General features: G+C 44.5%; 15 protein-coding genes. 7 read left to right on the top strand and 8 right to left on the bottom strand.

The genetic code is table 11. The features are described from left to right. Positions 1–10: 10 nt before the first annotated feature. Both RB622_RS08815 and prmC read right to left on the bottom strand, forming a co-directional pair. On the bottom strand, positions 11–964 hold the full coding sequence (locus RB622_RS08815; RefSeq protein ID WP_308046196.1) for an AAA family ATPase: 954 nt from the start codon (positions 962–964) through the stop codon (positions 11–13). Positions 965–1,072: 108 nt separating this feature from the next. After that, positions 1,073–1,936 carry a peptide chain release factor N(5)-glutamine methyltransferase gene (gene prmC / locus RB622_RS08820; RefSeq protein ID WP_308046197.1) on the bottom strand — a complete coding sequence of 288 codons (864 nt, stop codon included), beginning with the start codon at positions 1,934–1,936 and terminating at the stop codon, positions 1,073–1,075. A 95-nt stretch (positions 1,937–2,031) separates the two neighbouring features. On the opposite strand from prmC, the gene ribD reads away from it, so the two are divergent. Next, positions 2,032–3,099, top strand: a complete 1,068-nt coding sequence (gene ribD / locus RB622_RS08825) for a bifunctional diaminohydroxyphosphoribosylaminopyrimidine deaminase/5-amino-6-(5-phosphoribosylamino)uracil reductase RibD (RefSeq protein ID WP_308046198.1) — start codon at positions 2,032–2,034, stop codon at positions 3,097–3,099. A gap of 15 nt (positions 3,100–3,114) precedes the next feature. On the opposite strand, the gene RB622_RS08830 is transcribed toward ribD, so the two are convergent. Next, positions 3,115–4,011, bottom strand: a complete 897-nt coding sequence (locus tag RB622_RS08830) for a hypothetical protein (RefSeq protein ID WP_308046199.1) — start codon at positions 4,009–4,011, stop codon at positions 3,115–3,117. A gap of 138 nt (positions 4,012–4,149) precedes the next feature. Continuing rightward, entirely contained in the window at positions 4,150–4,923 is a 774-nt protein-coding gene (gene aroE / locus RB622_RS08835; protein WP_308046200.1) for a shikimate dehydrogenase, read from the bottom strand. Positions 4,924–5,247: 324 nt separating this feature from the next. Here aroE and RB622_RS08840 point away from each other — a divergent pair, with 324 nt between their 5' ends. Next, entirely contained in the window at positions 5,248–10,626 is a 5,379-nt protein-coding gene (locus RB622_RS08840; RefSeq protein ID WP_308046201.1) for a S8 family serine peptidase, read from the top strand. A gap of 270 nt (positions 10,627–10,896) precedes the next feature. After that, a complete protein-coding gene (locus RB622_RS08845) occupies positions 10,897–11,880 on the top strand; it encodes a nucleoside hydrolase (protein ID WP_308046202.1) in 984 nt (327 codons plus the stop codon). Positions 11,881–11,905: 25 nt separating this feature from the next. Here RB622_RS08845 and RB622_RS08850 read toward each other — a convergent pair whose 3' ends face one another. From RB622_RS08850 to RB622_RS08860, 3 genes are read right to left on the bottom strand one after another with little or no spacing between them, the layout of a single operon-like run. After that, entirely contained in the window at positions 11,906–12,712 is an 807-nt protein-coding gene (locus RB622_RS08850) for an aldolase/citrate lyase family protein (RefSeq protein ID WP_308046203.1), read from the bottom strand. A 24-nt stretch (positions 12,713–12,736) separates the two neighbouring features. Continuing rightward, a complete protein-coding gene (locus RB622_RS08855) occupies positions 12,737–15,163 on the bottom strand; it encodes a hypothetical protein (RefSeq protein ID WP_308046204.1) in 2,427 nt (808 codons plus the stop codon). 51 nt (positions 15,164–15,214) lie between these two features. Further along, positions 15,215–16,321, bottom strand: a complete 1,107-nt coding sequence (locus RB622_RS08860) for a heparan-alpha-glucosaminide N-acetyltransferase domain-containing protein (RefSeq protein ID WP_308046205.1) — start codon at positions 16,319–16,321, stop codon at positions 15,215–15,217. A gap of 206 nt (positions 16,322–16,527) precedes the next feature. On the opposite strand from RB622_RS08860, the gene RB622_RS08865 reads away from it, so the two are divergent. The 4 genes from RB622_RS08865 to RB622_RS08880 all read left to right on the top strand — a co-directional run bounded on the left by RB622_RS08865 (position 16,528) and on the right by RB622_RS08880 (position 22,603). After that, the gene (locus tag RB622_RS08865) at positions 16,528–19,122 is read left to right on the top strand and encodes a family 20 glycosylhydrolase (RefSeq protein WP_308046206.1); all 2,595 of its coding nucleotides are present in this window, start codon (positions 16,528–16,530) and stop codon (positions 19,120–19,122) included. 67 nt (positions 19,123–19,189) lie between these two features. Further along, positions 19,190–20,020, top strand: coding sequence for an ROK family protein (locus tag RB622_RS08870; RefSeq protein ID WP_308046207.1), 831 nt, complete (start codon positions 19,190–19,192; stop codon positions 20,018–20,020). Between the two features lie 112 nt (positions 20,021–20,132). After that, on the top strand, positions 20,133–21,383 hold the full coding sequence (locus tag RB622_RS08875) for an MFS transporter (RefSeq protein WP_308046208.1): 1,251 nt from the start codon (positions 20,133–20,135) through the stop codon (positions 21,381–21,383). Between the two features lie 56 nt (positions 21,384–21,439). After that, on the top strand, positions 21,440–22,603 hold the full coding sequence (locus RB622_RS08880) for a DNA-binding transcriptional regulator (RefSeq protein WP_308046209.1): 1,164 nt from the start codon (positions 21,440–21,442) through the stop codon (positions 22,601–22,603). Positions 22,604–22,716: 113 nt separating this feature from the next. On the opposite strand, the gene RB622_RS08885 is transcribed toward RB622_RS08880, so the two are convergent. After that, positions 22,717–24,762 carry a M13 family metallopeptidase gene (locus tag RB622_RS08885; RefSeq protein ID WP_308046210.1) on the bottom strand — a complete coding sequence of 682 codons (2,046 nt, stop codon included), beginning with the start codon at positions 24,760–24,762 and terminating at the stop codon, positions 22,717–22,719. Positions 24,763–24,803 lie beyond the last annotated feature (41 nt).

The following is a 24,803-nucleotide window of genomic DNA, read 5'->3' on the forward strand; positions in this document are numbered from 1 at the left end:
CGCAGCGAAACTATCCGATTGCTACTTTTCTAAGAATAGAATCGATAATGGTGGTTGTTTTGACACCATCCGCTTCTGCTTCATAATTTAACATGATCCTGTGGTTCATAATATCCGGCGCCAGTGCTTTAATATCTTCCGGCAACACATAATCACGCCCCTCCAGATAAGCCAGCGCCTTTGCAGCACGGTTCAGATAAATGGTTGCCCGTGGCGACACTCCGAATTGAATATAACGGGCTTCGTCTCTTAAACCATAATCCAGTGGCCGTCTGGTGGCAAAAACCAGCTCGATGATATAGCGTTCAAGGGTTTCTGATATGTTAACCTTATTGACATTTTCGCGGATTGCAAAAAGATCTTCCTTATTCAAAATCGGTTTGATCTGATAGTCAAAAGTAATGTCGGACATCCGCCGCATCACTTCAAGTTCCTCTTGTTTGTTAAGATAATCGACATAAACTTTCATCATGAAACGGTCGATCTGGGCTTCCGGAAGGGGATAAGTTCCTTCATGCTCAACCGGGTTCTGGGTTGCGAGTACGACAAAAGGTTTATCGAGAAGATAAGTCTGGTCGCCGATCGTTACCTGTTTTTCCTGCATTGCTTCCAGTAAAGCGGATTGTACTTTGGCGGGAGAACGGTTTACTTCATCGGCCAGAATAATGTTGGAGAAAATCGGTCCCTTTTTTACTTCGTAATCACCAATCTTTGGTTTGTAGATCATGGTACCGATCAAATCGGCGGGCAATAAATCGGGCGTAAACTGAATTCGGCGGAAGTCGAGCTGTAAAACTTTTGCCATCACATTGATGGTCAATGTTTTTGCAAGACCGGGAACGCCTTCCAGAAGTATGTGCCCGCCGGTGAAAAGACCGATCAGCAGCCGGTTGAGCAGACGATCCTGCCCGACAACTACCTTGCCCATTTCGTCGAGTACTTCTTTTATTTTTTCTAAATACATGAGGTGTTAATTTTTAACACGGAGTATACTGGTTAAAGTCCTGGAGTTTCCGGATATGTGCATGCGAAAAGGGTTGAAATAGCAGCAGTTATCTCGGGGGAATCATTGCTATTTCTTCCAGACTGCTCTCACGAACCTGTCTTTTCCGTGGATATCACGCAGGATTTCTACCTGTTTGTAATCACGTTCTTCAAAAACCTGCTTCGTACCTTCACCGAAGTGTTCGTTGATTTCCACGTAACATTTTCCGCCTTTTTTAAGGTGATGAATGCCAAAGTCAGCAATGGCCTTGTAGAATAACAAGGGATCGCTGTCTTCCACAAAAAGTGCTTCATGCGGCTCGAAACGCAATACGTTTGGGCGCATGTGTTCGGCTTCGGAATAGGTTACATAAGGCGGGTTGCTCACAAGGCAATCGAATTTGATAATGTTTCCCGGCAAAGGAAAGGTCACATCAAGCATATCCTGTTTCGCAAACTGAACGTCTGCAATCAGCTGGCGGGCATTTTCGCGGGCTACGGAAAGTGCTTCATCCGATACATCCCAGGCGTGCACGGTTACGTGGGGAAGGAAACGCGCAAGAACAATAGCAATACAGCCGCTTCCGGTTCCGATATCCAGGATGGCTACATCTTTGTCGGGTTCCGCATAATCTCTTGTCACCATTTGCACCAGCTCTTCAGTTTCCGGTCTTGGAATAAGGACCGAAGAAGACACACGGAATTCCAGCCCGCAAAACTCGGTGGTTCCGATAATGTGCTGAACAGGTTCGTTGTTGTTCAGGCGGGAAATAATATTTCCCCAGTCGGGCTGGGCGGTATTCTCCGGAACCGGCCTGTCAACCAGGACATCTATATTTCTTAACCGCATGTAATGTTCCAGGAGCATGAACGCGATGGCCTGGGATTCTTTGGGCGGATAAACATTAATTCCACTAACAATATGTTGATATAACTGACGAGCCGAAGTCATTTTTGAGTTGATTTTTTTATTCTGATGTCGGAAAGTTAGCAAATTATAAGAACTCACGAAAGCTGAGATTGAAAGGAGGTTTGTATTTTTACCAAATGAACAAGGATATACAGTGGATGCAGCGGGCTTTGCAGCTTGCGGAATACGGGCGCGGGCATGTCAGTCCCAACCCGATGGTGGGTTGTGTGATCGTGCGTAATGACCGGATTATTGGTGAAGGCTGGCACCGTCAATACGGCGGTCCGCATGCTGAAGTGCGTGCTGTTGAAGATGTTGAGAAAAGACATAACGGTCATCTTTTTTCAGAATCCACTGCTTATGTGACGCTTGAACCCTGTTCGCATACCGGAAAAACGCCGCCTTGCGCGGATTTGCTGGTGCGCAAAGGAATTAAAAAAGTTGTGGTTTGCAATGGCGATCCCAATCCACTGGTTTCTGGCAGAGGCATCGAGCGATTAAGGACTGCGGGGATTGAAGTAGTTGGTGATGTGCTGGCCGGGGAAGGAGAAAAATTAAACAAGCGTTTTTTTTTCAGTTTCAGGAAAAAACTTCCTTACGTTATTTTGAAGTGGGCGGAAACGGCGGATGGTTACATTGCTGCTGAAAATGGACAGCCTGTGCAGATCAGCGGAGTGTTTTCCGGCGTCCGGGTCCACAAATGGCGATCAGTGGAAGATGCTATTCTGGTGGGGTACAATACGGCGCGCAACGACGATCCGAAACTCGATGTCCGTCACTGGAAAGGCAGAAATCCGGTAAGGGTTGTGCTTGATCGCCATTTACGACTTCCCGAATCTTTACATTTATTTGATACTTCACAACCGACTTTTGCGGTTAATTACGACCGCCAGACAACATTTGACAATAATTCGGGAAGATATTCTGAGCGGGGAAGTATTGGATACATCAAGGTTAACCCCGGCGAAGATGAAATACTGCAACTTTTGCAGCAGCTTTTCAAACGGGGAATTCAGTCGATATTGGTGGAGGGCGGCGCAGAGGTTTTATCCGCTTTTTTGAAAGCCGGGCTATGGAATGAGATCAGGAGATGCCAGAGTATAAAAACAATCGGCAGCGGCGTCAAAGCACCACTGTCGGAAGGTGTTTTAACTGGCTCAGAATTGATTCAGGAGGATTTTTGGACGTATTATGTTAATACTTAACTATCTCAACAGTTGTTAAGTTGTAAAATTAATTTTTTGTTGTTCTGAACGTGGAATATGCCTAATTATACGTTCAATAATGTATTCTTTCGTAACGTATGTATTTACACTTTGGTCATATTTTTGAGTGACTTTTAATTCTACTTCCAATCTATCGCCTTTTGAAAATGCTTGACCATTATCAATTAATAGCATAAAAGCAGTATCTTTTATTTTCGCTGCTATTTTATTACCACGATGATAAAACTCCCACTTTAGACTAGGTTCAAAGGAAATTTTGATGATACTTAAAAGTGCAACTTCATAAATAGTTTTTGTTTCAGAATCAATCTCTTCATGGAGTACGCTCATTTGAGGGAAATCAACTTTTTCAATTTTTACCAGTGTATTTTCATCGCTGTCTGTTATCTCAAAAGCATCAATTGATGGATCATTTTGTAAAGTTTCAAAATTTTGTGCAACTGCTTCATTAGCCAATGGGCTATTTTTATAAACTTCGTAGGTAAGGTTCTGGATAATTATTACATTACCGTTGTTCGTAGTTATTTTGACTGTTTCTTTGTCAGCTTCGGCAGTGTGCTCTTTGTTCTCTTTTAACAGTTTTTTTAATTCTAAAAATTCTTTTAAAGTTGTTATTATAGCGCCAAGTGTAAATAATTCAGGTGTAAAAAGATGTTTTAAAGTTTCAACTATCGTTTCCATAATTTCCAAAGAAACAAGGAAACTACCTTTTTCAAGGGCTTTGATTTTTATTTCAACTTTTTTGTCAGACTGAGCGACTTTATTAATTTCCTGTATAATTGTTGTAATATGCAATAGACTATTAATAAATACGCTAGCATCTATTTGATGGTATTTTCCATCATAACGTATTTTAAAGCCGTTGGTTATAGTTTCAGTTGATGATGGCATGATAAAAAGCTAATTTGTCAAAGTGTCACACCTGGTTGTAATGTAATTATAGTGTGCTACGTAAACTTATTATATACTACACAAGAATTAAGTAGATTCTTTAAACAAGTTAATCACAGATTAATTTGTTTCCTTGCCCTAAACACTCCACAGATCTTCTTCCGAATTCCAGATATCCCAGGCTTTTTCTGCCTGCATTTCAAGCATTTTTAAGCCGTTATGCACCGCTGCACCCTGGTCAAAGCCTTTTTGCATGAATAGGGTTGTCGTCGGGTTGTAAACCAGGTCGTAGAGAAAATGTCCCTTGGATATCCATTGATAGGGGATTTCAGGGCATGTATCTACATTGGGGTAGGTTCCCAGCGGGGTGGTATTGATGATCAGAAGGTGCGATTCCATGATCTCCTGTGTCAGCTCTTCGTATAAAAGCGAGTCGTTGCTTTTTTGACGGGATACAATTTTATATTCCGTTTTCATATCTTCCAAGGCTGTTTTTACGGCCAATGCCGCTCCGCCATTGCCTAAAACCAATGCTTTAAGGTTGGAGCAGGCTTCTCCGCGGCGGTCCATCCACTCCGAAATTGACTGGCGGAACCCGTAGTAATCGGTATTGTAACCTTTAGTGCTCCCATCGGCAAAAATCTTGATGGTGTTGACAGCACCGATGCGTTCGGCAGAAGTGTCGTCCAGGTCGTCCAGATAAGTAATGACGTCCTTTTTGTATGGGATCGTCACATTAATTCCCTTTAAATCGGGGTGTTTTTTCAATAACTCAGGCAGCTTTTCCAGCGTCTGCATTTCGAATAGGTCGTAACTGCTGTTGGCAATACCTTCACGGGCAAATTTTTCTGAAAAATAACGTTTCGAGAAAGAGTGCGTTAAAGGAAAACCTATCAAACCATATAAATTCATAAAAGTCGTATTAAGGATTACATGCTCGTTTTTTAACGTTGTCGCCTGTAAAGTGGAAAACCAATCTTTGTCCGGACAAAAAACTGTCCGAGGGGGCGAAGTTACTGTACTCTTCTTTTAATAACAAAATGAAAAAGTAAGAAATCATTATTGGTTACAGTATAATCTATTGTGGATTTGGTTACAAGTTGAAACTTATTTTGTAGTAAAGATTTAGTATAAATTACCGTTTTCGTGAAATGATTTTGTGATTTTGCCCGACTTTTACTTATTATTAGAACTAATTTCCTAAACTTGAAAAAACTAGTTCGAACTAATAATTAAATGAAATTAAAGAACCTCTACTTGCCTGTCGTTTTTTTTGCTGTCTCTCTTTCTGTAACCTTTGGGCAATACCGAATCTTGCTAAAAAATGAATCGATTACCCCTGAGAAAAATATTTCGCCGGAGAAGTTAGTTGAATTCAACCGGAAAATGACCTCATTCAACCGAAAATCATTTGTCGTTATTCAGTTTGAAGAAATTCCGGATGAGTCTGAAAAAAAACGGTTACAGGCAGAAGGGATTGAACTGCTGGACTACATTCCCAACAATGCCTATTCTGCGACGGTAACCCGTGCGCTTGCCTCTGCAACTTTACAGCAGATGAAGGTCCGGTCCGTGCTGGAGTTATCTGCAAACCAAAAAATGCATACTTCTTTGGTGAGCGGAAATTTTCCTTCCCATGCGTTGAAAACCAATGGAACGATAGATTTGTGGATCAGTTTTCCAAAAACATTTTCGTATAAGGAGGTTCGTGAAGAGCTGCTGAACAAGAATTTTAACGTAACATCGGACTTATACCAGGCTTATGGCGTACTTGAAATACGGGCGGCCAAAAACCGGATCAAAGAACTGGCGCTGCTTCCTTTTGTTCAATACGTACAGGCCGTTCCGGGACCCGATCAGGCTTTTAATGACCATAGCGAAGAAAATTCCCGTGCAAATGTTTTAAGCTCCACCGCATCCGGAAACCGGAATCTGCATGGAGAAGGCGTTGTCGTGGGCATTGGGGATAACGCTGATCCGATGACCCATATTGATTTTAATGACCGAATTATTAACCGTTTCGCTGCCGAAGTGAGTTCTTCGCATGGGATGCACGTCATGGGCACGCTGGGCGGAGCCGGGATAATTGATGAGCGTTACAAGGGATATGTGCCCAAAGCGAGGATCGTAACGCACTATTTTTCTAATCTTCTTGCGAGCTTACCCAGTTATGTGAAAGACTATGGTATGGTGGTTACCAATAATTCATACGGGAACGATGTCTCAAGCTGCTCTTCCTTTGGTACCTACGACCTGTATTCCCAGATTCTCGATCAACAGGCTTTCCAGATGCCATACCTCCAGAATGTTTTCGCTTCGGGAAACAGCGGTGCCAATTTGTGTAGTCCCTTTCCTGCAGGGTTTGGAAATGTTTTGGGAGGCTATCAGTCGGCGAAAAATATTTTGACTGTGGGTAATACGACGCAGGAGGGAGTGATTTCCGGAAGTTCAAGCCGTGGGCCTGTCAAAGATGGCCGCATTAAACCTGAAATTGTTGTGCAGGGGACGTCCATCCGATCGACGATGCCTAACAATGCGTACGGAATGGGTTCGGGAACGAGCATGGCTTCTCCGGCAGTTACCGGTAGTGTCGCATTGTTATATCAGCAATACAGAAAACTGAACGGCGGCGCCAATCCGAAGAGTGCGTTGATAAAGGCTTTGATTTGTAACAGCGGAATCGATAAAGGCAATGCAGGACCGGATTATAAATATGGTTTTGGCTGGTTAAATCTGGTCCGCTCTGCGAAAATGCTTGAAAGCGGCAGTTACATGACTGGCGCTGTTAAGAATAAAGTATCCAAAACGCACACCATCACCGTTCCCGCGAATACGGCGCAGCTGAAAGTGATGCTTTACTGGAATGATCCGGCTGCGGCCGTGCTGGCGAGCCAGACTTTGGTTAATGACCTGGATCTGGAGGTCACCCCATCTGGTCAGGCGAAAGTTCTGCCTAAATTACTGGATGCAGCACCGCTTAATGTAGATAAGCCCGCAACCACGGGCGCCGATCACACCAACAATATAGAACAGGTGGTTATTGACCGTCCGGCAGCGGGCAGTTATAACATTGAGATCAAGGGGACTGCGATTAACCAAAACCCGGAGCAAGAGTATTTTGTCGTGTATGATGCGATTCCTGTCGAAACGTCCATTACGTATCCGATCGGAACGGAGCGTGTGCAGCAGGGTGAAGTGATGTACATCAGCTGGGACTCTTTTGGCAATGAATCGAATGGTTTTACCGTCCAATATTCGACGGATAATGGAGGGTCGTGGACTGATATTAATACGTCCGTGGCCGCAGACTTGCGTCAGCTGAGTTGGACAGTTCCGGCTGTGACCTCGTCGCAGGCAAAGATCAAAATCATTCAAAATGGCACCGGTAAGGTGAGCGTCAGTGAGGCGTTTACCATCGTTGGGGTGCCGGTTTTAACACTGGCTCCAGTGCAATGTGAAGGATATATTGCCCTGCAATGGGGAGCTGTTTCGGGAGTAACGGATTATGAAGTCATGATCCTGCAAGGAGACGATATGGTTTCAGTAGCTACCACTTCTGGCACCAACTATGCCATTTCAGGGTTATCAAAAGATGTTACCTATTGGGTTTCAGTAAGGGCAAGGTTGAACGGAAACCCTGGTCGCAGGGCCGTTGCGGTTTCAAGAAAACCGGATAACGGAAATTGTAGCGGGATAATTTCCGACAATGATTTAAAACTTGATGCGATTGTATCACCGGCTTCATCGGGACGGAAATTTACGTCAACTGAATTGTCTGCAAGCACAAAGATCACAATCAGAGTGAAAAATCTGGATGATGTGAGTTCAGCCGGAGATTTTAAGGTGCGGTATTACATTGACAATGTCCTGAAAGGAGAGCAAACCATCGCCACTTCCATACCACCGGGAGCAACGCTGGATCATACTTTTGCCAACCTGGCAGATCTTTCAGCGATTAAATCCTATAACCTTAAAGTAGAAATTGAAAAGAGCAGCGACGTTGTTTCCCAAAACAATACCCTTGTTCAAACGATTACGCAGTTAAATAATACCGTTGTATCCTTGCCGTTTTCTGACGATATGGAATCGTTGCCGGTACAGGAATATTTTACAAATAAAATGGGGCTTAACGGTGCGGATCGTTACGACTTAATGGCAAGCTCGGCCGTGGGTCGTATCAGAACTTTTGTCAATACGGGTTTGGCTAACTCGGGAACAAAGGCGCTGGTGCTCGATGCCGACCGATACATTGCCGGTGGAAATACAAACTATCTGATTGCGACTTATAATCTTTCTGCGTTCAATGCTGCTTCGGATGACATCCGTATGAATTTCAGATATAAAAATCACGGACAGGCGAGCAATGCAAACAATAAAGTTTGGATCAGGGGAAAGGATACCGACGAATGGATTGAAGTTTACAATCTTTTCACTAACCAGAGCGCGATTGGAACGCCTTATAAATTGTCTGCTGACATTGAACTCAGCCATATTCTCGCGGCCAATGCAAAGGGTTTTTCATCCAGCTTTCAGATTCGTTGGGGACAATACGGGACCTTGATGGTTGGGGATGATTACAGCGGTTCGGGTTATAGCTTCGACGATATTAAGATATTCCAGATTGCCAACGACGTACAGCTCGTAAGTCTCAGTAGTTCTGTTAGTTCAGGGTGCGGTTTGAGTAATACAGAGCAGGTGAAGATAACGGTGAGGAATAATTCCCCGAATCTTATTGCAGACATTCCGGTGAAATTTCAGGTAGATAACGGAGCCATTTTTACCGAAACCATCATAAGTCTTGCCGGAAATGCTGCTACGGATTATACCTTCACGGCCCGCGCCGACCTATCAGCTCCCGGAGCGCATATCGTAAAAGCATGGGTTGATTTATCGTCGGATTCTAACCGTTCCAATGATCTGGCTACGGCAAAACTGTTTAATTCTCCTTTGATATCCTCTTTTCCCTATTTGGAAGATTTTGAGCGCGGCAGTGGATTCTGGTATAGCAACGGGACGAATAATTCGTGGAAATATGGCAGCCCGTCATCCGCGCTTGTGAGCAAAGCGGCCAGTGGAAGCAAAGCCTGGAAAACCAATTTGACGGGGAACTACAATATAAATGAAGTGTCCTATTTGTATTCTCCCTGCTTTGATTTGAGAGGAATGCTGGCGCCAACGGTGAGTTTCAACATGGCACTGGATATTGAAGATTGCGGGACTTCGGCTTGCGATGTCGGATACATGGAATATTCAACCGATGGGTTAACCTGGAAAAGACTGGGGGCGAACGGAGATGGAACCAACTGGTATAACAAAAATTATAGTAACAATAACGCCTGGAGTGTTCAGCAATATACGCGCTGGCACGTCGCGACGATGGCATTACCGGCCGGTAGCGCAAGCATTCGTCTGAGATTTGTATTGGCAACGGATGCTACGGAATCGAAAGAAGGGATTGCGATTGACGATATTCATGTGTATGACAACCGGAATGGAATCTATGATGGGTCGAGTGCTTCTGTTTCTACGCAGGCGGCTACCGGGGAGAAAGGCTGGGTTAATTACCTGAACAACGGAACTTTGGTGGCCTCCGTGCATGCGAATAATCAGAACCTTGGTACGACGGACGTACGAATGTATGTCAACAAGGGTACGGTCAGGAATGTAAACAACCAATATTATCTTAACAGAAATATTACGATCAAGCCAACGAACAACAGTCTGGCTGATTCGATCAGTATCCGTTTTTACTTCCTGGATTCCGATGTTGAGAAATTGATCAGTGCAAGCGGGTGCGGCAGCTGTGGGAAACCTTCATCGGTGAATGAGCTGGGAATTTCAAAGTACAGTGATGGTAATGATAATAATGAGGATGGCAGCGTAACGAATAATACGAGTTCCGGATGGTTATTCCTGGCTGCGACCAGGACGAAGAAGGTCCCTTTTGACAAAGGCTATTTTGCCGAGTTTAAGGTGAAAGATTTATCGGAATTCTGGCTCAGTAAAGATGCCCTGGGGGCAAGTACGCCGCTTCCGGTTGAATTGATCAGTTTTACGGCCAAAAGAAAAGGTGGTGCCGACGCGTCTCAGGAAGTGGTGGCTGAGTGGGTAACTTCCTCGGAAGTTAATTTCAGTCATTTTGAACTTGAAGTTGCCCGTGGAAATGATGCTTTGAAACGCGGACAATTTACCAAACTTGGACAAATATCGGCTGAGGGAAATCCAAAGGCCGGGCAGCATTATTCTTTTATCGATGATGAAAACAATAAATCGGATGTACGTTATTACCGGTTAAAAATGGTTGATCTGGATGAAACCTTCAAGTATTCAGCGATACGCCCCGTTGTTATCAATGAAAAAATTGACTGGCAGATTTATCCGAATCCATCCAAGGATATTATCAACATCGTTTATCAGGCCGATGCGGGCGAGGAAGTACGGGTGAGCGTGACAGACCTGACGGGCAGACCTTCGCTCAAAGGGAACTGGGCGGCAAGCGGGTCGGTTCAAAAATATCAGATCAATCTGGGAAGCGCTGAATTTACGCCGGGGTTGTATTTGGTGGAGGTAGTCGCAGGAAAGAAACGAGAGATATTCCGCGTGGTCAGGTTATAAAGTTTTTCGTGTTAATTTTTAAACGATATCATCCAATCCGGATTAACCGGTTTGGATGACTTGCTTTAGACGGTTTATGTCCACAGTTTGGAGCGGATTATTTGTCGAAAGCAGGCGGTATTCAGTCAAATTCCTGAGCCGGGCAGACAGGATGAATATTGTAATGAAACTTGCAACGAAATTTCTTTGTATTTCGAAGGTATAAGTAACTGTATTTTCTTTTTTATAAGAGGTGAATTTTCACGAACCCGAAACAAATTCAGTGCACATATGAAGTATTTATTATCGGTCCTTTCTCTTTTCATAAGTCTGTATACCACCGCGCAGATTTCCCGTGTTCAAAAAGTTTCATTGATTCTCGATACGGATATTGGCCCTGATTACGATGATGTAGGAGCCATGGCAGTTATGCACGCCCTGGCGGACCGCGGAGAGGTAAAACCGCTGGCTGTTATTGCAAGCAATAAAAATGCGTTGGTAGCACCTACGATTGAAATTATCAATAATTATTTCGGCAGACCGGAAATCCCTGTTGCCGCGCCTAAGGGTAAAGCACCGGACATGGGTGCGCCGCAGAAATGGCCTGAAATGCTGTTGGCAAAATACCCGCACAAAATCAAATCTACGGATGAGGTACCGGATGCGGTGGAGACTTATCGTAAAATACTGGCGTCTCAGCCAGACCAGAGTGTAACCATCGTAACGGTCGGTTTTCTGACCAATCTGTCCAATTTACTTAATTCCGGGCCCGATAAATTTTCAGCTTTATCAGGCACAGATCTGGTGAAACGGAAAGTGAAAGAGGTTGTTGCCATGGCAGGAGCATTTCCAAAAGGGAGAGAGTTTAACGTCATGATTGATTCTGTGGCCTCGGAAAATGTATTTGCAAAATGGCCCACACAAATTACTTTCAGCGGTGTTGAGATTGGAAACGGTATCAAAACAGGATTGAAACTTATTGCCAATGAAAGCCTGGACAGTCCTGTAAAACATGTTTATGCGCTTGCCATACCTTTGAGCAAAAATGATAGCGAGGGCCGGATGAGCTGGGACCAGACAGCCGTGCTGGTGGCCATCCGTGGCGCACAGCATTATTTTGACCTGAAACGTGGTAAGATCGTTATTAACGGAGGGACCAACGAGTGGCGTGACGACCCCATGGGGCCGCACGCTTATCTGACGCAGAAAATGGGATTTAAAGAACTTGGTATGGTGATAGAATCCCTGATGATGCAAAAAGGGAGCGGGAAGTAATTTTCACCAACAGGGCCGGACCCGATCAAACAACCATCGCGGTATGATCTTCCGGCGCTTTCTGATCACCGACTGCCTCTTTGATCAGTCCTATGTCATGACGCAAACGCTGGGTAAAAAGGGCGACGTCAAAACTGTGCACGACAATATTTGCTCCTTCTTTGATCCAGCGTATCTGGCGCTCCGGTTCCAGCGAAAAATGAATACCAACAGAAAGTCCTTTGGCTCTGGTTTTGTGGATAATCGTTGTTACAGCCTTTTCAAATTCCGGATGGTCGTATTGTTCTGGCAAACCCAGACTGACTGACAAATCGTGGGGGCCTATAAAAACGGCGTCGACTCCCTTCACTGACAACAAATCATCCAGTTTTTCCAATGCCGGGACACTTTCAATGTTGGCGATGCAAATGTTTTCAGCATTGTAGTGGTCAACATATTTTTTCACTTCATCCGGTATCGGCTCGGTTCCGTTCAGATATTCCGTAAGTAATTCTCCTTTCAGGGGGCGGAATTTGGTAGCGCCAACAAGTTCGAGGACTTGTTCCACAGATTCAAGGTAAGGTGCCACTACGCCGAGCGCACCACCATCAATTGCCTGACAGGCCAGAAATGGATCGGGGCATGGAATTCTCACAATGGGTGTGATCGCCAATGCCCGAAATTGCTGACATAAGGCTGCCAGTTCGTTTCTCCCCAGCGGAATATGTTCTGTATCAATAAAAACGAAATCAACACCGGTTCGCTTGATTGCTGCCGGCCACATCGGTCCCGTTGACGTGATGCAGGTTCCGTAAACGTTTTCTCCGTTTTGCAATTTTTGTAAAAGTCCCATTTTTTGTTTGCCTTAAAATGATAGCTATTTTCTTACTAACCAGATTTCTGTAACCTGTGAGCCTCTTTCACCTTCTCCGCAGGTCCAGATGAAGGTGACCTGCCCGTCTGCTATGGCCGCTTTGGGTAAATCAAATTCATAAATCGGTGTATCCCCCGTTTTGATAAAATCATGAATAACCTGGCCGTCGTCGGTTGTCATTTTCATGCGGGAACGGAATCTGCCGGTATAAGCAATGCGAATGCGGTAGTCGGCTTTGGGATCGAGTTCATCGTAATGGATTTTCAGGGGCTCGTCGTAGAGTGTCTTGGCCTGTTTCATCCATACCCGTGGGGTGACCTGACCTTTAAATCCGGTGGCCTGGATTTCATCCACCCATTCTTCACCCACCAGCCCGACGCCAAACCCGATTCTTGGCGATTGCAAACTTCCGGGATCTTCCTTCCATGGTAAAGTTTGCACAACCCGATGCCAGCTGTCAGGATCACCAAAATGATCATAAAAACCGCCTGGACCCGGATCGGTTCTGTGGAGTATTTCCTGTATTTTTTTCAGTCGTCCTGACTCATCGGTTATTTTTTCGGCCTGATTAAACTGATCTAAAAGCCATGGTGCATCATTCAGCGGCATGTTGATCAGGTCAATGAAATTACCTCTGCCCGACATTGCGCCATGTTTTTTGATGGTTAACTGCGCACCGATACTTTTAAACAGGGAATCTGCCAGGGCCTGACACTTGGCCTGATAGTCGGGCAGGATTGGTTTCTTCCACGCACTTTCTAAAATTGCCCTTGCCTGTTTTAGTGACTCGGCTGAATTGCCTGATTTCGTATTTTCAAGAATTCCTTTCGCCTGCTGCTCAATATTGGTTTCATATATCAATCGCTGCCTTGTGTAAGCATCGAAATAGGCGCGGATTAACCCCATCTGAAAACGGGCTGTTTGCTGCACTTTTAATGGTGCCTGCTTTTCAATCTGCTGCCATTGTACCAAAGTCCGGTCAATACTCTCATTGGTAAGTAGTTCACCTTTCCAGTTATTTTCCAGCGCGATAATTCCCTGTGCGAAACTTTCCGTAAAATCAGGGCTGATAAACAAACGTGAATATTCCCGAAGTGTTTCGATCACCGGTCTTTCCGGATCCCAGTCCTGATCGCTCCACACAAATTTGTTCACGTCATCATTGGTGCCTTCGGAGTAACTGATGCTGCCGATTCCGTATTGGTCAAATGCATTATGGATGGCCTTTTCGTCATGCGGGCGCGGATTGATACTTTCACGTCCTGAGGTCAGGGCATAAGCCAGATCCCAATGCGGCACCGGATATTGCGAACTGTAATTATGGGTGATGTCCGGATAATGTCTGATCGGAATGGAAGGCTTAACGATCTCCCTTATTTTTTGTACGGGCAATTTTATCCAGGGGCCGAACACCACGCCGCCAAACCAGGAATATTCCTTATTTACATGTGAAAAGAAGGCGTCAAACCATTTCTGCGTAGGGCGAAATACCTGCGGCGAAACCCAGATTTTGGCATGCGGATGATATTTTTGCAATAGAACGGCCTCTTTTGCCAGCCATGCGAAAAGTACATCGGGTTCGAGATCGCCCGGGTCACCGGCGGGTACGAATACTGCATTCAGTTTTGGCAGGGTCGAGAAGATTTCTTCCCTTTCTTTCAATTCCTTTTGAATAGAATCAGGATGCGTATAATTTTTTCCCAGGTTGGGATACCACATCCATACATCGAGGCCATATTCTTTGCAGATTCGGGATTGCTCCACGATCATTTTGCTAGCCGGCAGCTTCATGTGCGGACTTGTGAAGTCGTCGTCGGTGCGCGGAGGCATGATTTCAATGCTGTTTGCACCAAACATGGCCAGATCGCGGATGTACTGGTCAAACATAGCGACGGTAAACGCATCATAAGCATTGGTTTTGGGACGATAACCCAGCTGGTGACCGCGTACGGGATAACGCGGACTTGTCGACAGGGCGAGCTGATCCGGGATTTGTACAGACCCGTTTCGCATGTCAGCGTTGCGTAAAAATCGCCCGATCCCGTAAAGTATACCGCGTGTATCTTTCCCAACAATAAGTATGGCTTTTTCTGACGGCAATGCCACAAGTTTAAACCCTTCACTTTTAAGTTCGGGTAATCTGTTTAAAGCCGTTTGATAAGCTGGCGGGAGTTTTGTGACCTCATTTTCCAGTGCAATGCGTATAACGGACTGACCGGATTTTGGCAGTTTTTTGGTAACCGGCCATTTGATTCCACTCCGTTTCTCTGCTTCATTTTGTAAAACTTCGATACTTCTTAACAGTATATTTTGATCTGAAATGGTGGTATATATTTGTGCTTTGGATAGGTCCAGTGTTTGGGAATGGACGTGCGGAACCCCAAATTTTATGACGACAAATAATAGCAGGCTGTGAATAAACTTTGACATATGTATCTTAAATAATTACTGATTCGTATTAAAAAGCGGTTGCGTTTTTGGTTAAAGTTTTATAAAAATCTTTTTTCTGTAAAGGAAAAGCGCCGGAACAAAATTGATTGAAACAAATAGTAAAGCATACAGTAGACTCGCCAGTTTTGGTGCAAAACCCGTTGAGATGAACAGATCAACAACGTGGTGGTTTAGTGTTTTTTGTCCAAAAGGAAGCAGATAAAAGAAGAGCGCGAAAATATCCGCCAGCACATAAACCATGATCGCATTGGTACCGAAAATTATCCCCGGTTTTGTACCATTTTTGTATCCCAAAATATCGACGAGAAAATACAGTGCACCCAATAGCATGGCGGCAAAACCCGAAGTGACGAGCACAAACGAACTTGTCCAGATATTTTCATTGACGGGAAAGATAAGCCCCCAGAAATAACCCGTCGCCGCCGTAAACAAGCCTATGGTTACCATATAATTTACCTTTTCGTTAGGCGTAAAATGGCTTAACATCAGTTTGCCTGCGAGCATGCCGGTTATCCCTGTTACGATGGATGGAAATGTACTTAAGATCCCTTCCGGGTCCCAGGTGCCCTGCCACATTTTCCCAGGTAAATATTGCTGATCGATCCAGGCAGCGAGATTTAAACCGCGTTCTAAAACTACTCTTCCGGTTCCGGGTGTCGGGATTAAAGTCATCACCAGCCAGTAAATGATAAGAATCAAAGCGCCGGTTAATGCCTGCTGTTTCCAGTTTGTATGGAGGAATACAAAAGCACAGACCAGAAAGACAATCGCGATCCGGTGTAAAGTGCCTGTCCAGCGCAAATTCCCCAGATCAAAATCAGGCAGCATATTCAGGAACATGCCTACGGCAAATATTTTGAGCGAACGGATAACGATTTTTTTATGCAGGTCGTTTTTAGATCCCTTTGTTTCCATTCTTTTAGAAAAAGCGAAAACAATGGAAACACCGACAATGAACAGGAAGAAAGGAGCAACGAGGTCCGTGAAAGTCAGCCCGTTCCATCGTGAATGCATTAATGTAGCATAAACGAATTCTTCGTTTCCCGGGAAGTTGACAATGATCATCACGGCGATTGTAAAACCACGCATGGCGTCAAGCGAAATAAGACGTGATGACTCTGCTACCGGGTTTGTCATAATACTTTCTGTTTTAAGATTAGATACGCAAACGGATAGGTTAAGGGCTATTACGGACTTCACATTATCATTTTTGTATGCGGAAAATGTCCGGGGGCATCCATTCGGATTTAAAAGTTTTCACGAAATGGTATGTTTTGATCATCTTACAGTACTATGAATGCGATGATCAGGAGATTTAAAACATTAAAAATTGACAAGCACCCATGAGGAAATCTTATTTATTTTTTATCATCCCGATGTTATGGCTGGCCGGTTGCAGCCCGTCGAATAAATTTTCCACAGAGGAGGCTCAGAAAATCGGTGTTTCCTGGAAGCTTATGACGAATTTCCTGGAAGTAGAGGGTACTTTTAAAGCCAAATTTACGCTTAAAAATGGCGGTGATATTGCGCTGAATGATAAGAACTGGACCTTGTTTTTTAGCATGTCGCCCAGGCCGATCCTGACCAACAAGACAGCTGAACCTGCCACGGTAGAGCATATTAACGGCGACTGGTATAAACTGGTCCCGGGGAAAGATTTTAAACTGAATCCGGGTGATTCCATAACCATTCATTATACGGGAACCGAAGGGGTGATCAAAGAAACGGATGCACCGCTGGGACTGTATTTTGTTTTTTATGATAACGAAGGGAAGGAAAAAGATATCGTTCAGGTGGCCGATTATAACATTGAGCCCTTTACAACAAAGGACCAGATCTTGCGGGGGAAAATGGACAAAGATCTGATTCCGACTGCGGAATTGCGGTATAGTCAGAATCTTGCTATGACAACACTCGGTGCTGACCAGCTTCGGAAGATTATTCCGGCTCCTGTAAAAATGACGAATAGCGCCGGGACTTTTACCTTAAACAACGAAACGGTTATTTACTACGAAGCGGGCCTGGAAGGCGAGGCGAAATATTTAAGCGAAAAACTTAAAACGGTTACGGATAAAAATTACGAGCCGAAAAGTGGTTTGCCAGCTACACCGGTTACCAATGGGATCATACTTAAATCCGGCAAAGTTCAGGTGAATAATGTGTCCCGTGAGGCATATAATCTGGGTATCAATGGCAGCGGTATTACCATCACCGGAACGGATGCATCCGGTGTTTTCTATGGTGTTCAGAGTTTGCTGGCGCTTGTTCCGTTGGAGGCATATCAGAAACCAGCGGCATCCATTGCCTTTGGTTTTACGAAAATTGAAGATGCACCGAGATTTTATTTCCGCGGACTGCACCTGGATGTGAGCCGGAATTTTCAGACAAAGGAATCGATTAAACGCGTCCTGGATTTGCTTGCCACGTATAAAATTAACCACTTTTTGTTTTACACCACAGAGGATGAAGGCTGGCGCCTGGAAATTGACGGTTTGCCGGAACTGACCAAGGTTGGCGCACAGCGTCAGCATACTTCGGGGATGAACACGGCTGTGCTGCATCCATCTTACGGCTCAGGCCCGGTTGCCAATGAAGCGGGCAAACATGGAGGCGGTTATTACGCCAAAGCCGATTTTGTGGAAATTTTAAAGTATGCAAAAGAGCGCCATATCAATGTGATACCCGTGCTGAATTTTCCGGGGCACGCACGTGCGGCGATCAAGTCGATGGAAGCACGTTATGAGCGTCTGATGAAAGAAGGGAAAGAAAAAGAGGCCAATGAATACCGTTTGGTAGACCCGGAAGATAAGTCAGAATACATTTCCGCGCAGGGATATAAGGATAATGTCGTAAGTGTAGCGCGTGAATCCACTTATCATTTCTATGAAAAAGTGGTTGATGAAATCGCCAAAATGTACAAGGAGGCGGGTTTGACGATGGACACTTTCCACACCGGTGGGGATGAAGTGGCGGAGGGTGCGTGGGAGAAATCTCCGATGGCGGCGAAGCTGATCAAAGAAAATCCTGAAATTAAAAGTCCAAGAAATTTACAAACTTATTTTTTCGGGAAACTGATTCCACGACTCGCGAAACGTAATCTGAAAATTCATGGCTGGGAAGAAGTCGCACTGACCAAAACGCTCGATGGGAAATATCATTCGAATCCCGAGTTTGTCGGAAAACAAGTAGTACCCTATATCTGGAACAACGTATATGATGTAGACTTGGGTAACAGACTTGCCAATGCCGGATATCAGGTAGTTCTCTGTAACGTGACCAACTTTTATTTCGACATGGCTTACAACAACGATCCCAAAGAGCCGGGGTTGTATTGGGCGGGGTTTGTGAATACCTGGGACAACTGGGCTTTTGCTCCGTTTGATATGTTTAAAACGACTTATGCTACGGCGATGGGTAAACCGATGGCGGAAGAATTTGTTGGAAAAGAAAAACTGAAACCGGAGGCCAGAAAAAATATTCTTGGGTTGGAAGCACAGCTTTGGTGCGAAACCATCAAGGGAAGGGATATGATGGAATATGCGATTTTGCCAAAATTGTTAGGATTTTCTGAAAGTGCGTGGTCGGCGCCGCGAAGCTGGGAAGTGATCGAGGACAAAACGGCAAGAGATAAGTCCATCGCGGCTGGCTGGAATGTTTTCGCCAATTCGATTGCGCAAAAAGAGATTCCGAGGCTGAGTTATCTGAATGGAGGTTATAACTACCGCTTGCCGCAACCGGGAGCGATCATTGAAAACGGCATGCTGAAAGCCAATGTCGATTTACCAGGACTTGCGATCCGGTATACCACAGATGGCTCTGAACCCACTGCTCAGTCGGCCATGTATAACGCGCCTGTGAAAGTTTCGGGCACTGTAAAGCTGAAAAGTTTTGATAAAGCCGGTAAGTCAAGCCGGGAAAGCATTGTTTCGTCAAAATAGAATTGGATGAAACCCCCATGTAAGTAAATATTCAAAATCACATAAATAATTAATTTCTTAACTTTTAATGAATATAGGCGTAGATATCGGAGGGACCAACATGCGGGCCGGAATAGAGTTGGGTGGTTCCATCACACGACAAAGCAATGTTTTGCTGGAAAACAAGGAGTCGCTTTCTTCTACATTGACGCAGCTCATGGATTTGATCCGTCCTTATACGCAGTACCCGGTCAAGGGCATTGGTATTGGTGTGCCTTCTGTCGTGAATGTAGACAAGGGTATTGTCTATAACGTGATGAATATTCCTTCCTGGGAGGAAGTTGCTTTGCGGGACATTGTGGAAAAGGAATTCAACCTGCCTGTTTCGATCAATAATGATGTGAATTGTTTTACATTGGGCGAGCACCGTTTTGGGCTTGCAAAAAAGTATAAGTCTGTTGTTGGGATGGCAATCGGGACGGGAATTGGTTCCGGGATCATCATCAACAATGAATTATATCCGGGGAATAACTGCGGAGCGGGCGAAATCGGGATGTTGCCCTATAAAAATTCGATTCTGGAAAATTATGTCTGTAACCGTTTTTTTGAGGATAATCTCGGTTGCGACGCGTACGAAGCCCATGAAGCCGCGTTAAAAGGTGACGCCAAAGTCATCAGGATATGGGAAGAGTTTGGCATACATCTGGGTGTTGTCGTCAAAACAGTCTTGTATACCTACGATCCGGAGGCTATTATTTTAGGTGGCTCGCTGGCCAAGGCACATCAGTTTTTCAGAGCCAGCATGCTTGACAGTCTTCAGGATTTCGCCTATCCCGAATCCGTCAAACGATTGACGTTATTGCTTTCTGAAAATGAAAATATTGCCCTTTTGGGCGCAGCTGCATTGATGGATAATTAATCCAACGGGCTTTCATACAGTGAAACTGGCTTTTTACTGTATGAAAGCTCTTTTTATTAATTCCCCGTTTAGCGTATCTTGTAAGTCTGAAACCCACCGATCTGAGCTCTCCATGAAACGAAATGTATTTATCGTTATCCTGATATTATTAATTTTCTTCGTAATATCATTTCTTACCAATATTCTTGGCCCGATCATCCCGGATATCGTCGAAAGTTTTGATCTGAGTATCGGACTGGCCGGATTTCTTCCTTTTGCTTTTTTTGTGGCTTATGGGGTGATGTCCATTCCAGCGGGTTTGATTATCGAGAAATACGGTGAGAAAACAGTTTTATTGCTCGCCTTTATGTTTGCTTTTGGGGGCGCTCTGCTTTTTGCCGTCAGTCCCGGATTTTCCATTGCATTGCTCTCGCTGTTTTTAATTGGTGTCGGTATGGCGATGCTGCAGGTTGTCATCAACCCGTTGCTGCGGGTGGCTGGGGGAGAGGAGAAATTTGCGTTTAACTCGGTCCTTGGGCAATTGTTTTTCGGTGCAGCTTCGTTTTTAAGTCCGTTGTTGTATAGCTATCTGGTATTAAATGTACATTCAGCCCAATCAGGATTTTTGATCGAAACGTTAAATAAGCTGGTCCCGGAAAACCTGAAATGGGTTTCTTTGTATTGGGTTTTTGCCGTGATCTCGCTGCTGATGGTGGTTATCATTGCAGTTGTTAAATTTCCCAAAGTAGACCTTAAAGAGGATGAGCGCATAGATGTCGGTAGGGCTTTTAAAGAGTTGCTTGCCAATAAATCGGTGCTGTTATTTTTCTTCGGCATATTCGCTTACGTTGGCACAGAGCAGGGAATTGCCAACTGGATCTCCAAATTTTTACAAACATACCATAACGTAGATCCGGCAACGACGGGGGCTTCGGTGATCTCTTATTTTTGGGGATTACTTACCGTTGGCTGTTTCCTGGGACTGATACTTTTGAAACTGCTGGATAGCCGGAAAGTATTAATTGTCTTTACGGTTGGGGCTATTGCGGCCTTATTGATAGCGTTATTTGGAACAAAGGAAATGAGCCTGTATGCCTTTCCGTTGACTGGTTTTTTTGCTTCGGTCATGTATTCCGTTATATTCTCGCTGGCACTTAATTCTGTGCCCCATCACCATGGTACGTTTTCAGGGATTTTGTGTGCGGGTATTGCGGGTGGTGCGGTTGTACCATTAATTATCGGCGGGCTGGGAGAGCTGGTCGGGTTGAAATTGGCGATGCTTTTTTTGCTGGTTACATTGGGTTATATCCTCAGCATTGGCGTATGGGCAAAGCCTTTGGTCAATAACGATACGGTGAAAAATCTTAAAGAATTGTTTGCATAGGATTACAGCTTTGACAGGCTTGTGCACTCCTAAAATTTATCATCGGGCAGTCAGTTATGTATAAAATTATTTTACTGATCGATTTTGCAGAAGAATACAGCAAGGCGCTTTTGAAGGGTATTGCGAAGTATTCCAGAGAACATGGTCCCTGGATTTTTTGTCGCATGCCACTGTTTCACCGTGAAACGGTGGGTATTGAAGGTATATTAAAATGGGCGTTGGAATGGGGTGCCGACGGCATTATCGGGCAGTTTTACAACGATCCCAATATTGGTAAAATAATAGATGCCGGCATCCCGGTTATTGCCCAGGATTTTAAAAATCGTTTTGATGAAATTCCCAATATTACAGGAGCGCATTATGAGGCGGGTGAAATGGGAGCCGATTATTTCCTGAAAAAGGGTTTTAAAAATTTCGCTTATTATGGTTTTAAGGATATCGTCTGGTCACAGGAAAGGGCAGAGGGGTTTGAGGAAAGGGTGACGCGGGCAGGACATAAGGTGCATTATTTCGAACATAAAATGGCACGCCCGTCGGAGTTATGGTATTACAAACCGAGCTCGTTGGGCAAATGGCTGAAGTCGCTTCCCAAACCCATCGCCTTAATGGCCTGCGACGACAATCAGGGGCAGCATATTACCGAGGCTTGCCGTCTTTATGGCATCCGTATTCCTGAGGATATGGCCGTGCTGGGTGTCGATAACGACGAGATGATCTGTGAGTTTTCGGATCCGCCGCTTTCCAGTATCGGGCAGGATGCCGAGAAGGGAGGGTATGATGCGGCAAAGTTGCTGGATCATCTGATCAAAAATGGCATGCGGGATTTTTATGATATTGTTGTAAAACCAACGCAGGTGATCACCCGGCATTCCACGGATATCTATGCAACGAATGACGATCATATTGCTTCTTCCTTAAAATATATTCATCAGAATATTGATAAAAACCTGCATGTGGATGAAGTCGTCAAGCAGGTCCCGTTATCGCGCAGAGCGCTGGAAAAGCGCTTTATGGAGGTGATGGGTTATCCGATCTACAAATACATTTACAACCTGCGAATCGAAAAATTTACCCAGAAACTGCTGGATACCGATATGTCGGTTTTTGAAATTGCGCTGGATATGGGTTTGTCCGACAGCAAAAATATCGCGCGACAGTTCCGGCAGGTGAAAGGCTGTAATCCCAGTGAATACCGGAATAAACATTTGGCGGGAAAGTGAGTTGGGGAAGAAGGGAGGTTTTTGGGAAAAAGGAGAAGTCAAGTTTTCAAAACTTGACTTCCCTGGAGGCTTTGCTTTTTTTTTGAAACAAATAAAAAATAGTAGGTTTCAAACTACCAGATCACAACTCTCGAAGGTTCCGGTAACACCATTTTACTGCCGGCACCACAGCTCCACGCATCCTGGAATTCTTTCAAATGAGGCAGCGGGCCGTTGATACGACTTTTAGCAGGCGAATGTGGGTCCGTTTGAACCTGGTTGCGCAACGCTTCATCCGTGGTGTTCATATGCCACACCTGAGCCCAACCCAGGAAGAAACGTTGTTTCCAGTTAAAACCATCAATTGGGGCAGGTTCTGCCTTGCCTTTCAGTGATTTTTCCAATGCGTAATAAGCCAGCGTAAGTCCGCCCAAATCCGCAACATTTTCTCCGATCGTCAGCGCGCCGTTGATCTTAAATCCAGGCAGGGCTTCGATACCGCTGAAATAATCAATGTATTTTTTGGTCAGTTTATCAAAGTTGGCACGGTCCGAAGCGGTCCACCAGTTTTTCAGGTTTCCTTCTTCATCAAATTGTGAACCCTGATCGTCAAATCCATGTGTAAATTCATGGCCAATCACCGCGATAATACCGCCGTAGTTGATCGCGTCATCTGCATCACGGTTGTAGAATGGCGGCTGTAAAATACCTGCCGGGAACACCACTTCATTGTTCAAAGGATTGTAATAAGCGTTCACGGTTTGCGGCGTCATATGCCACTCACTCTTATCAACCGGCTTGCCGATTTTTTTAACATTTTCATCATTTTGGTATAAGGAAGCAGCAATTACATTTTCAAACAATTTGTCCGCTTCGATCTTGATGGACGAATAATCCTTCCATTTGTCAGGATAACCGATTTTGTACGTAAATGCTTTCAGTTTTTTATGAGCCCGTGCTTTGGTGGAATCGCTCATCCAGGTCAGTTTGTCAATTCGTTCCCCATAAACGGTCCGCACGTTTTCAATCATTTCGGATACCTTTTTCTTATCATCTTCAGGGAAGTATTTTTTAGAAAACAGTTTTCCCAAAGGCATACCCAGTAAGCCATCCGTGGAACGAATGGCTCTTTCTACACGCGCTCTTTGCTGTTTTGTTCCACGCATAACCGTATTGAAGAACCGGAAATCTTCTTTGTCGAAACTCTTGGGAAGATATCCTGCAAAGTTTGAAAGCAATTGCCAGCGCGTATATAGTTTAAGCGTTGCCAGTGGCGTCGCTTTCAAAAGCGCGTTTGCATTTTTGATATAAGGGATATTCTGAACGATAACGGTATCCGTTTTGATATCCTGTTTGTCGGCAAACGCTTTCAAATCAAAATCAGGAGCCAGTTTCGCGAAGTCCGCGAAAGACGTTTTGTTGTAAGTCTTGATCGGATCACGAAGCTCAACGTTTGTCAGTTGAAGTTTGGCCAGTTTCGTTTCGAAATCAAGGATTGTTTTGCCCGGATTGGCATCTTTGAAACCGGCAAAACCGAACATGGTATCCACATGTTTTACAAATTCGCCGCGTACCTTAACCGTGCTGGAATCTGTTCTTTCGTAATAACTTTTTTCACCAAGGCTCAAACCATCCTGTCCCTGATACAACACATTCATTTTGCTGTTTCGCAGATCACCTTCCACACCAAAACCCAGAATGGTAGAAACCCCTACTTTCTGCAATTCTCCTGTTACAGCAGACAGTTCTTTCAGGGATTGAACGGACTCAATTTTATCAAGATAGGGTTTCAAAGGTTCCAATGCACGTTTTTCAACTGTAGCAGTATCCAGGAACGACTGATAATAATCTGCAATCTGCTGCTCTTCACTTCCTTTTTTGCGGTCTTTCTGATTGGTGATTTCTTCAATAATTCCTTTCAGACGTACCTCTTTATTCTCTTTGTCAAGAATTCCGAAGGCACCCCATCGGCTTTCTGTGCCTGGGATCGGGTTTTTCTTTTTCCATCCGCCGTTTGCATAACTATCGAAGTCATCGCATGCTTTTTGGGTAGAATCAAGAGAACTGAGATCATATCCTGGTACTTTTTCCGTGGCAGAACTGCTGTCCTTTTCACGGTTACAGGAGGTGATCACAACGACGGATGCCATCAGGGACCACTTTAAAAAAGCTGATTTCATAAGTAAAGATTATTTGGTGTAAGTTATTCTATAAAAGCAAA

Origin of the sequence: Dyadobacter sp. LHD-138, from assembly GCF_030929615.1 — a bacterium.
Lineage (GTDB): Bacteria > Bacteroidota > Bacteroidia > Cytophagales > Spirosomataceae > Dyadobacter.